The organism is Streptomyces sp. NPDC107522 (genome assembly GCF_055657525.1).
On record NZ_JBVKAU010000006.1, the window covers coordinates 223,641 to 234,094 of the forward strand.

General features: G+C 70.9%; 7 protein-coding genes. 6 read left to right on the plus strand and 1 reads right to left on the minus strand.

The features are described from left to right. Positions 1–52: 52 nt before the first annotated feature. Positions 53–1,567 carry a cellulase family glycosylhydrolase gene (locus tag ACZ7L6_RS21365; RefSeq protein ID WP_471926132.1) on the plus strand — a complete coding sequence of 505 codons (1,515 nt, stop codon included), beginning with the start codon at positions 53–55 and terminating at the stop codon, positions 1,565–1,567. Between the two features lie 286 nt (positions 1,568–1,853). Beyond that, positions 1,854–3,446, plus strand: a complete 1,593-nt coding sequence (locus tag ACZ7L6_RS21370) for an alpha/beta hydrolase (protein WP_471926134.1) — start codon at positions 1,854–1,856, stop codon at positions 3,444–3,446. Between the two features lie 123 nt (positions 3,447–3,569). Here ACZ7L6_RS21370 and serC read toward each other — a convergent pair whose 3' ends face one another. Then, positions 3,570–4,688, minus strand: a complete 1,119-nt coding sequence (gene serC, locus ACZ7L6_RS21375) for a phosphoserine transaminase (RefSeq protein WP_471926136.1) — start codon at positions 4,686–4,688, stop codon at positions 3,570–3,572. A gap of 150 nt (positions 4,689–4,838) precedes the next feature. On the opposite strand from serC, the gene ACZ7L6_RS21380 reads away from it, so the two are divergent. The 4 genes from ACZ7L6_RS21380 to ACZ7L6_RS21395 all read left to right on the plus strand — a co-directional run bounded on the left by ACZ7L6_RS21380 (position 4,839) and on the right by ACZ7L6_RS21395 (position 10,412). Next, the gene (locus ACZ7L6_RS21380; RefSeq protein WP_471926138.1) at positions 4,839–7,706 is read left to right on the plus strand and encodes an FAD-binding and (Fe-S)-binding domain-containing protein; all 2,868 of its coding nucleotides are present in this window, start codon (positions 4,839–4,841) and stop codon (positions 7,704–7,706) included. Positions 7,707–7,950: 244 nt separating this feature from the next. Next, the gene (locus ACZ7L6_RS21385; RefSeq protein WP_471926140.1) at positions 7,951–9,084 is read left to right on the plus strand and encodes a lipid II:glycine glycyltransferase FemX; all 1,134 of its coding nucleotides are present in this window, start codon (positions 7,951–7,953) and stop codon (positions 9,082–9,084) included. Between the two features lie 182 nt (positions 9,085–9,266). Continuing rightward, positions 9,267–10,217 carry an EamA family transporter gene (locus tag ACZ7L6_RS21390; protein WP_471926142.1) on the plus strand — a complete coding sequence of 317 codons (951 nt, stop codon included), beginning with the start codon at positions 9,267–9,269 and terminating at the stop codon, positions 10,215–10,217. Between the two features lie 63 nt (positions 10,218–10,280). Next, positions 10,281–10,412: a hypothetical protein gene (locus ACZ7L6_RS21395; RefSeq protein ID WP_471926144.1), complete on the plus strand. Its 132-nt coding sequence runs from the start codon at positions 10,281–10,283 to the stop codon at positions 10,410–10,412. The last annotated feature ends 42 nt before the right edge of the window (positions 10,413–10,454 follow it).

Consider the following 10,454-nt stretch of genomic DNA (forward strand, 5'->3'; position numbering starts at 1 on the left):
TGGGAGCGCTCCCATCCGTTCCGGGCCCGCGCCTCCGAGAGGAAGCAGCGACATGTTCCGCAGCTTGCGAAGAGCGCTGTGTGCGGTGGCCGCGGCGCTCCTGTTACCGCTGGCCGGCGTCGGTGCGCAGCCGGCCCGGGCCGCCGAGGCCGGTGCCGGCTACTGGCACACCAGCGGCCGGCAGATCCTGGACGCGGCCGGGCAGCCGGTCCGGATCGCCGGGATCAACTGGTTCGGCTTCGAGACCGGCAACCACGTAGTCCACGGCCTGTGGACCCGCGACTACAAGAGCATGCTCGACCAGATGAGATCGCTGGGCTACAACACCCTCCGCCTGCCCTTCAGCGACGACATCCTCAAGCCCGGCACGATGCCGGACAGCATCAACTTCGCCGACGGCAAGAACGCCGACCTGCAAGGGCTGACGTCCTTGCAGGTCATGGACAGGATCGTGGCGTACGCCGGTCAGGCCGGCCTGAAGATCGTGCTGGACCGGCATCGCCCCGACGCGGGCGGGCAGTCGGCGCTCTGGTACACGTCCTCGGTCCCCGAGTCGACGTGGATCGCCAACCTCAAGGCGCTGGCGACGCGCTACAAGGGCAACAGCACGGTCATCGGTATCGACCTGCACAACGAGCCCCACGATCCCGCCTGCTGGGGCTGCGGCGACACGGCGAGGGACTGGCGGCTCGCCGCGCAACGGGCCGGGAACGCGGTCCTGGCCGTCAACCCCGAGCTGCTGATCATGGTCGAGGGCGTCCAGTCGTTCAACGGCGTCAACGGCTGGTGGGGCGGCAACCTCATGGGCGTGGCCCAGTATCCGGTGCAGCTCGACGTGCCGAACCGCCTGGTCTACTCCGCCCATGACTACGCGACGAGCGTGGCCCAGCAGCCCTGGTTCAGCGACCCGTCGTACCCCGACAACCTGCCGGGTGTCTGGGACAGGTACTGGGGCTACGTCTTCAAGCAGAACATCGCGCCGGTCTGGCTCGGCGAGTTCGGTACGACGCTCCAGTCGACGGTCGACCAGAGGTGGCTGGCCGCGCTGGTGAGCTACCTGCGGTCGACGTCGGCGTACGGCGCGGACTCGTTCCACTGGACCTTCTGGTCCTGGAACCCCAACTCCGGGGACACGGGCGGGATCCTGAAGGACGACTGGACGACCGTGGACACCGTGAAGGACGGGTATCTGGCGAGCATCAAGGCGCCGGGGTTCCCGGGGAGCGGGGGAGGCGGCGATCCCGACCCCGATCCCGGTGGCGGTACGGCCGCCTGCAGTGCCGCCTACACCGTCAGCAGCGACTGGGGCGGCGGCTTCAACGCCGAGGTGAAGGTGACCAACACAGGGGCGGTGCCCATCAACTCCTGGAAGGTGACCTGGACCTGGAGCGGCGCGCAGAAGGTCACCTCGATGTGGAACGCGTCGTACACCCAGGGCGGTGGGACGGTGACCGCGTCCAATGCCGCGCACAACGGGTCGGTTCCGGCGGGCGGTTCGGCGAGCTTCGGCTTCGGAGGCGCGCCCGGGGGCGGGGGTGTGCCGAGCATGAGCTGTACGGCGGCGTGACGGCGGCCCGACCCGTGGTGGGCTCCGTGGCAGGGACCGCGGCGTGAGATGGGGGCGCCTGGTGTTCTGGTGTTCTGGTGTTCGCCGAGCGCCCTCATCGGCGGGGTGGTATGTCCGTATCGGACCAACTATCCCTATCTGTGAGTAACTTGAGCGCTCTCAATGACTCAATTCGGTCAAGTCCTAGTCGAATATGTTCTTTCGCGGTGTGCTCTTCCGGAACCATGCGGCAGGTGGCCCGCGAACGCGCGGGCCTGAACCCCCCTCACAGTTGCGAGAGAACTCCATGAGAAGAAGCGCAGCCGTGCTGTGCGGCGCCACCGTCGTCGTGGCCGGGACGCTCACAGCCGTCCCCGCCAACGCCAGCGCGTCGGACTCCGCGAACACCGTCCAGGCCGCCGCCGCGCAGGTCACCTGGAAGAAGTGCGCCACGGACGACTACCCGACGCTCCAGTGCGCGTCGGTGAAGGTGCCGCTCGACTACGCGAAGCCGAGCGGGAAGAAGATCACGCTGGCGCTGTCCCGCGTACCGCACACCGCGGACAAGTACCAGGGCCCGCTGCTGGTCAACCCGGGCGGCCCCGGCGGCAGCGGCCTGACGCTGGCCGGGTTCGTCGCCTCCAGCCTGCCCAAGGAGGTCGCGGCCCAGTACGACGTCATCGGCTTCGACCCGCGCGGAGTGGGCAAGAGCAAGCCCGCCCTTGACTGCAAGCCCGGTTACTTCAACCCGGTGCGCCCGGACTCCGTGCCCAGCACGCCCGCGATCGAGAAGGCCAACCTCGATCGCGCCAAGTCCTTCGCCAAGGCCTGCGGCACGAAGTACAAGGACGTCCTGCCGTACATCAACACCATCAGTGCCGTGAAGGACATGGACTCGATCCGGAAGGCACTCGGCGCCAAGAAGATCAACTACTTCGGTTACTCGTACGGCACCTACCTCGGCGCGGTCTACGCCAAGCTGTACCCCGAGCGGGTGCGGCGCCTGGTGCTGGACTCGATCGTCGACCCGACCGGAGTCTGGTACGAGGACAACCTCGCCCAGGACTACGCCTTCGACGCCCGCCACAAGGCGCTCATGGCGTGGATAGCCAAGTACGACTCCACCTACAAGCTGGGCACCGACCCGGCGAAGGTCGAGGCCAAGTGGTACGCCATGCGGGCGGCCGTGGCCAAGAAGCCCGCGGGCGGCAAGGTGGGCGCCTCCGAGCTGGAGGACATCTTCATACCCGGTGGCTACAACAACGGCTACTGGCCCACCCTCGCCAAGGTGTTCTCGGCGTACGTGAACGACAAGGACGAGGCCGCGCTGGTCAAGGCGTACGAGAACATCGCCGCCATCGACGCCTCCGGAGACAACGGCTACAGCATCTACACCTCGGTGCAGTGCCGCGACGCGTCCTGGCCGCGCGACTGGAAGCAGTGGCGCAAGGACAACTGGGCGGTGTACGAGAAGGCGCCGTTCATGGCCTGGAACAACGCCTGGTACAACGCGCCGTGCGCGTTCTGGCCGACGAAGTCGCTGAAGCCGGTGAACGTCGCCAACTCCAAGCTGCCGCCGGTGCTGCTCTTCCAGGCGACGGACGACGCGGCCACGCCGTACCAGGGCGGCGTCACCGTCCACAAGCTGCTCAAGAACTCCAGCCTGGTCGTCGAGCAGGGTGGCGGCAACCACGGCATCTCGCTGAGCGGTAACTCCTGCCTCGACAAGTACCTGGCGACGTACCTCACCAACGGCAAGGTGCCGCACGGCGCTGGTACGGCCGACGCCGTCTGCCAGAAGCTGCCCGACCCGAAGCCGCAGAGCACGCAGAGCACGAAGGCGGCGTCGAGCGCCGAGACCGGCTCCACACTGCACGGCATGCTCGGCTTCCGCGGCTGAGTGTTCCTGCCCGGGCCACGAGCGCGGGCGATGACCTCGCGCAATGAGCTCCGGCAATGAGCTCGCGCAACGAGAAGGGCGCCCGGTCCGTACCGGGCGCCCTTCGCTGTCGTACAGGAGTGATCAGAGCTTCTCGATCACGTAGTCGATGCACTTCGTCAGCGCCTCGACGTCCGCCGGGTCGATCGCCGGGAACATCGCGACGCGCAGCTGGTTGCGGCCGAGCTTGCGGTAGGGCTCGGTGTCGACGATGCCGTTGGCACGCAGGACCTTGGCGACGGCGGCGGCGTCGATCTCGTCCGTGAAGTCGATCGTGCCGATGACCTGGGAGCGCTTGGCCGGGTCGGCGACGAACGGGTTGGCGTACTTGATGTCCTCGGCCCAGCCGTACAGGGTGCGGGCGGAGGTCGCCGTGCGGCGGACCGCCCAGTCCAGGCCGCCCTGGCCGTTGATCCACTCCAGCTGCTGGTTGAGCAGGAAGAGGGTGGCGAGGGCCGGGGTGTTGTACGTCTGGTTCTTGCGGGAGTTGTCGATCGCCGTGGGGAGGCTGAAGAACTCCGGGATGTGGCGGCCGGACGCGTGGATGCGCTCGGCGCGCTCGATCGCGGCCGGGGAGAAGACGCCGATCCACAGGCCGCCGTCGGAGGCGAAGGACTTCTGCGGGGCGAAGTAGTAGACGTCGGTCTCGGCGATGTCGACCGGGAGACCGCCGGCGCCGGAGGTGGCGTCCACGAGGACCAGGGCGCCCTCGTCGGCGCCTGCCACGCGCTTGATGGGCATGGCGACACCGGTGGAGGTCTCGTTGTGGGTGAAGGCGTAGACGTCGACGTCCGCCTCGGCCTCCGGCTGCGGGTGGGTGCCGGGGTCGCTGGCGATGACGGTGGGTTCGGCCAGCCAGGGGGCCAGCTTCGCGGCCTTCGCGAACTTCGAGCTGAACTCGCCGAAGTTCAGGTGCTGCGACTTGTTCTCGATCAGGCCGTGCGTCGCGATGTCCCAGAAGGCCGTCGAGCCGCCGTTGCCGAGGACGACCTCGTAGCCCTCGGGGAGCTGGAACAGCTCGCTGATGCCCTCGCGCACCTGGCCGACCAGGTTCTTGACCGGGGCCTGGCGGTGGGAGGTACCGAGGAGGGAGGTTCCGGTGGCGGCCAGCGCGTCCAGCGCTTCCGTCCGCACCTTGGAGGGGCCCGCGCCGAAACGTCCGTCGGCGGGCTTGATGTCAGCGGGAATCTGGATCTCAGCCACGGAGTGAGGTTAGCCGGTGGGGGAAACCTCGGTGAAACCTCGTCCGTCGGGTGAGACGCGTTCGGGTGACCGTCCCTGGGGACTGCCGCCCCCAGACGGCCGCTCGCCGGTCGCGGCCGCCCAGTCAGTGCCCGGGGGCATGCTGGACGTATGACGGATCTTGAGGCTGCGCTGCGTACCGTCGTCCGGGGTGAGGTGGGATTCGACGTCACCTCTCGGGCGTTGACGACCATGGACGCGTCCAACTACCGGCGGGTCCCGAGGGGAGTCGTCGCTCCGAGAGACGCGGACGACGTGGCCGCCGTGCTGGAGGTCTGTCGCGCGCGTGGCGTGCCCCTCGTCGCCCGGGGCGCGGGTACGTCCATCGCCGGGCAGGCCACCGGCACCGGCGTCGTGCTGGACTTCACCCGGCACATGAACCGGCTCCTGTCGCTCGACCCGGAGACCCGCACCGCCGTCGTCCAGCCCGGCCTCGTCCTCGACCGCCTCCAGGACGCCGCCGCCCCGCACGGACTCCGCTTCGGCCCCGACCCCTCCACCCACAGCCGCTGCACGCTCGGCGGGATGATCGGCAACAACTCGTGCGGTTCGCACTCGGTGGCGTGGGGGACGACCGCGGACAGTGTGCGGGAGCTGGACGTGCTCACCGCGCGGGGGGAGCGGTTGCGGCTCGGGCAGGGATGGGCGGGCGCGCCGGAGGGGCTGCGGGCACTCGCCGAGGCCGGGTTGGCCCGTCTGCGGACCGGGTTTCCCGAGCTGCCGCGCTGCATCTCCGGGTACGCGCTGGACGCCCTGCTGCCGGAGAAGGGCGCCGATGTCGCCCGTTCCTTCTGCGGGAGCGAGGGCACCCTGGGCATCCTCACCGAGGCGGTCGTACGGCTGGTGGAGGCGCCACGCGCGCGTGCGCTCGCCGTGCTGGCGTACGGCGACGAGAGCGCGGCCGCGGAAGCGGCGGCCGGCCTGCTGCCGTACGGGCCGTTGACGGTGGAGGGGATGGCGGCCGACCTGGTGCCGTCGGCGGCGGCGCTGCCACGGGGCGGGGCCTGGCTGTTCGTGGAGACGGGCGGGGAGTCGGACGGGGAGGCACGCGCGCGTGCGGAGGCGATCGTGCGGGCCGCCGACGTCGTGGACGCGCTGATCGTGACGGACCCGGCCGGGCAGCGGGCACTGTGGCGCATCCGGGAGGACGCGAGCGGTACGGCGACCCGGATGCCCGACGGGAGCGAGGCGTGGCCCGGCTGGGAGGACTGCGCGGTGCCGCCTCAGCGCCTCGGGGCGTATCTGCGGGACTTCCGCGCGCTGCTGGCCGCGCACGGGCTGCGCGGGACGCCGTACGGGCACTTCGGGGACGGCTGCATCCACGTCCGGATCGACTTCGACCTGCTGACGCAGGCGGGCATCGGCCGCTTCCGGCGCTTCTCGGAGGAGCTCGCCGAGGTCGTCGTGGCGCACGGGGGCTCGCTGTCCGGGGAGCACGGGGACGGGCAGGCGCGGGCCGAGCTGCTGCCGAAGATGTACGGCACGGAGCTGGTCGCGCTCTTCGAGCGGGCGAAGGGAGTGTGGGACCCGGACGACCTGCTCAACCCCGGAATGCTGGTACGCCCGGCCCCGCTCGACTCGAACCTCCGGTTCGCCGTCCTGCCCCGGGAGCCGGTGGACGTGGCCTTCGGCTACCCGGCCGACGGCGGGGACTTCTCGGCGGCCGTACGGCGCTGCGTCGGGGTCGCCAAATGCCGTACGACGTCGGTGGCCGGCTCCGCCGTCATGTGCCCGTCCTTCCGGGCCACCGGCGAGGAGGAGCACTCCACGCGCGGGCGTGCCCGGCTGCTGCACGAGATGCTGGCCGGGGAACTGGTCACCGACGGGTGGCGGTCGACCGAGGTGCGCGACGCGCTGGACCTGTGCCTGTCCTGCAAGGGGTGCCGCTCCGACTGTCCGGTCGAGGTCGACATGGCCACGTACAAGGCGGAGTTCCTGCACCACCACTACGCCGGGCGGCGCCGCCCGGCCGCCCACTACAGCATGGGGCGGCTGCCGCAGTGGCTGCGCGCGGTGGCACGCACGCGCACGGCGTCACTGGTCAACGCCCTGGCCGCGGTACGGCCCTTGGCGTGGGCGGCGAAACGGCTCGGCGGGATCGCCCCGGAGCGGGGCATTCCGCGGCTGGCGAGGCAGACGTTCAGCCGGTGGTGGGAGCGGCGGGACAGGGCGGCCTTGGAGGGCGACCTGGTCATCCTGTGGCCGGACACCTTCACCGAGCACCTCTCGCCGTCCGTGGGGCAGGCGGCGGTACGCGTGCTGGAGGCGGCCGGACTGCGCGTGGCGCTGCCGCCGACGGTGCGGCTGAAGAGGGGGCCGGGGGGCGAGGGGACGACGGTGGCGCTGGACCCGATGTCCCTCCTGCGGGGCCGCAGCCGCGTCTGCTGCGGGCTGACGTACGTCTCGACGGGGCAGCTCGACCGCGCCCGCGCGGTGCTGCGGCGCACGCTGGACCTGATGGAGCCGGTGCTGGAGACCGCCGCCCCGGTCGTGGTCCTGGAGCCGAGCTGCGCCGCCGCCCTCCGCGCCGACCTGCCGGAACTCCTGCACGACGACCCACGGGCCCGCCGCCTCGCCGACCGCGTCCTGACCTTCGCCGAGGCGCTGCAACGCCTGGCCCCCGACTGGACCCCGCCCCGCCTGGACCGCCCGGTGGTCGGCCAGACCCACTGCCACCAGCACGCGGTCCTCGGCGACGAGGCCGACCGCCGCCTGCGTCGAGCCGCTCTGCTCTCCGGCGAACTGAGCGGCGGCTGCTGCGGCCTCGCGGGTGACTTCGGCTTCGAAAAAGGGCACTTCGAGGTGTCGACGTCCTGCGCCGAGGAACAGCTGCTGCCTTCGGTGCGGGGAGCGGGGGAGGGGGCGCTGGTACTGGCGGACGGTTTCTCGTGCCGGACCCAGGTGGAGCAGCTGGCCGGGGTGCGGGCACGGCATTTGGCGGAAGTGTTGGCGGAGGGGGTGGAGGGGAGTGGGGTCTGAGAGGTGGTCGGCACGGTCGGTGCGGTCGGATCGGGTGGTGCCGGGACGGCTGGGCCGCGTGGCCGTCCTCTCCGACATACACGGCGTCCTCCCCGCCCTGGAGGCGGTGGTAGCGGCAGTGTGGTCGGCAGGGGTTGGCCGGACCGGGTTCCCGAGCCGGCCGTACTGGACTGGCCTCTGTCGAGATGAGGGGTGCGGGGTCCGCTCGTAGGGTGGCAGGTGAGCCGTCCAAGGAGCGCTGACCATGCCCCTGCACCTGCAGCCCATCACCCGTGACGAGCACCTGGCCTTCGTTGCGGGCCGTTCATCCGTCAGCCATATGCAGGTGCCGTCCTGGGGTGAGGTGAAGCCCGACTGGCGGGCGGAGAGCCTGGGGTGGTTCGACGGGGAGCGGGGCGGCGGGCGGCTGGTCGGGGTGGGGCTGGTGCTGTACCGGCCGCTGCCGAAGGTGCAGAGGTACCTGGCGTATCTGCCGGAGGGGCCGCTCATCGACTGGTACGCGCCCGACCTCTGCGAGCGCTGGCTCGACCCGATGCTCGGGTACCTCAAACGGCAGGGGGCCTTCTCGGTGAAAATGGGCCCGCCCGTCGTCGTACGCCGCTGGAGCGCCGACGCGGTGAAGGCCGCCATCGCCGACCCGGCCGCCCGGCGGCTGCGCGACGCGGAGCCGACGTCGTGCGAACAGGGCGCCCTCGACATCGCCGACCGGCTGCGACGCACCGGCTGGCGGCAGACCGAGCCCGGTGGTGAGGAGGGCTTCGCCGCCGGTCAGCCGCGGTACGTCTGCCAAGTGCCGTTCGCCGGGCGGTCGTTGGACGACCTCCACCGCGGCCTCAACCAGCAGTGGCGGCGCAACATCAAGAAGGCCGAGAAGGCGGGCGTGAAGGTCGAACGGGGCGGCTACGAGGACCTGCCCGTCTTCCACGAGCTCTACGCCGAGACCGCCGAGCGGGACCGTTTCCTCCCGCGCCCCCTGACCTACTTCCAGCGCATGTGGACCGCGCTCACCGCCGAGCACCCCGACCGCATGCGGCTCTATCTCGCCCACCACGACGGCGACACCCTCGCCGCCGCCACCATGCTCACCGTCGGCGACCATGTGTGGTACTCCTACGGCGCCTCCACCAGCCGCAAGCGCGAGGTCCAGCCGAACAACGCCCTGCAGTGGCGGATGATGACCGACGCCCATGAACTCGGTGCCCGCGTCTACGACTTCCGCGGCATCACGGACACCCTGGAGGAGTCCAACCATCTGCTCGGCCTGCTGCGGTTCAAGGTGGGCGCCGGGGGTGAGGCCGTGGAGTACCTGGGGGAGTGGGACTTCCCGCTCAACCGGCTGCTGCAGAAGGCGCTGGATCTGTACATGGCGCGGCGGTAGGTCACATGGGGCGGGGACAGGCCACATGGCGCGGGGCCCAGGCCCGATTGCGCGGCGACAGTCCACACTCCGGGACAGTGGCGTCATGGGTTCACACGCCTGACGAGGTCTACTACCCTGGACTCGGCAGTACAGCATGATGAACATCCTCCCCGCGAAGAGCCGAGTCCCCTGGAACGCCCGTGAGCACCCCCGATGCCACCGCCGCCACACCCTCGCCGACCCGCACCCGGGCGTCCGTACCCGAGTCGACGGCGGGCGCCCCGCGCCGCTGGGGCTCTCTCGGCCCCGTCGGCCTGGTGCTCGCCGGAGGGGTCTCGGTGCAGTTCGGCGGCGCCCTGGCGGTGAGCCTGATGCCGAGGGCCGGGGCGCTCGGGGTGGTGGCACTGCGGCTGCTGGTGGCGGCGGTCGTCCTGCTGCTGGTCTGCCGGCCGCGGCTGCGCGGTCACTCCCGTACCGACTGGGGCACGGTGATCGTCTTCGGCATCACGATGGCCGCGATGAACGGCCTCTTCTACCAGTCGGTCGCCCGTATCCCCCTGGGCCCCGCGGTCACCCTTGAGGTGCTCGGCCCGCTCGCCCTCTCCGTCCTGACCTCGCGACGCGCGATCAACGTCGTCTGGGCCGGACTCGCCCTCGCCGGCGTCTTCCTTCTCGGCGGCGGGGGGTTCGGCGCCCTCGACCCCATAGGTGTCGCCTTTGCCCTGGGGGCCGGCGCCATGTGGGCGGCGTACATCATCTTCAGTGCCCGTACGGGCCGACGCTTCCCCCAGGCCGACGGGCTGGCGCTCGCGATGGCGGTGGGGGCCGTCCTGTTCCTGCCCCTGGGGATCGCCGAATCGGGCATGAAGCTCGCCGACCCGGTCACCCTCGGGCTGGGCGCGGCCGTGGCGATCCTCTCCTCGGTCCTCCCCTACACCCTCGAACTCCTCGCCCTGCGCCGCATGCCCGCGCCGACCTTCGCGATCCTGATGAGCCTGGAGCCGGCCGTCGCCGCGACCGCCGGTTTCCTCATCCTCAGCCAGGCCCTCACGGCCGTACAGGCCTTGGCGATCGCCCTGGTGATCGCGGCGAGCATGGGGGCGGTGCGGACGCAGGTGGGGAGCAGGGGCTCGGCCCGGCCCTCCGGCTGACCCCTTCGGGGCGGCGCCCGTGAGATCCTCCACCGCGCCGTGAAGGAAGGGGGGCGAGCCGTCATGCGGACCGAGAACCGTGGGAAGACCGCGGGTTGGGCGAAGGTTCTCGCCTGGCTCGTGTTCATCGTCGTGCTCCCCCTGGTCGTCTGGTTCCTGCTCTCCCTCCAGAACTCGGCCGCCTTCCCCTGGTGAAGCCGGCTGCGGCCGGTTCTCGGGGGGGCGCACCCCCGTGCA

Excerpts from the sequence above, each read along its gene's own strand:
- ACZ7L6_RS21380 (WP_471926138.1), top strand. The coding sequence starts at position 4,839 with ATGACGGATCTTGAGGCTGCGCTGCGTACCGTCGTCCGGGGTGAGGTG.
- ACZ7L6_RS21395 (WP_471926144.1), top strand. The coding sequence starts at position 10,281 with ATGCGGACCGAGAACCGTGGGAAGACCGCGGGTTGGGCGAAGGTTCTC.
- ACZ7L6_RS21370 (WP_471926134.1), top strand. The coding sequence starts at position 1,854 with ATGAGAAGAAGCGCAGCCGTGCTGTGCGGCGCCACCGTCGTCGTGGCC.
- ACZ7L6_RS21385 (WP_471926140.1), top strand. The coding sequence starts at position 7,951 with ATGCCCCTGCACCTGCAGCCCATCACCCGTGACGAGCACCTGGCCTTC.
- ACZ7L6_RS21365 (WP_471926132.1), top strand. The coding sequence starts at position 53 with ATGTTCCGCAGCTTGCGAAGAGCGCTGTGTGCGGTGGCCGCGGCGCTC.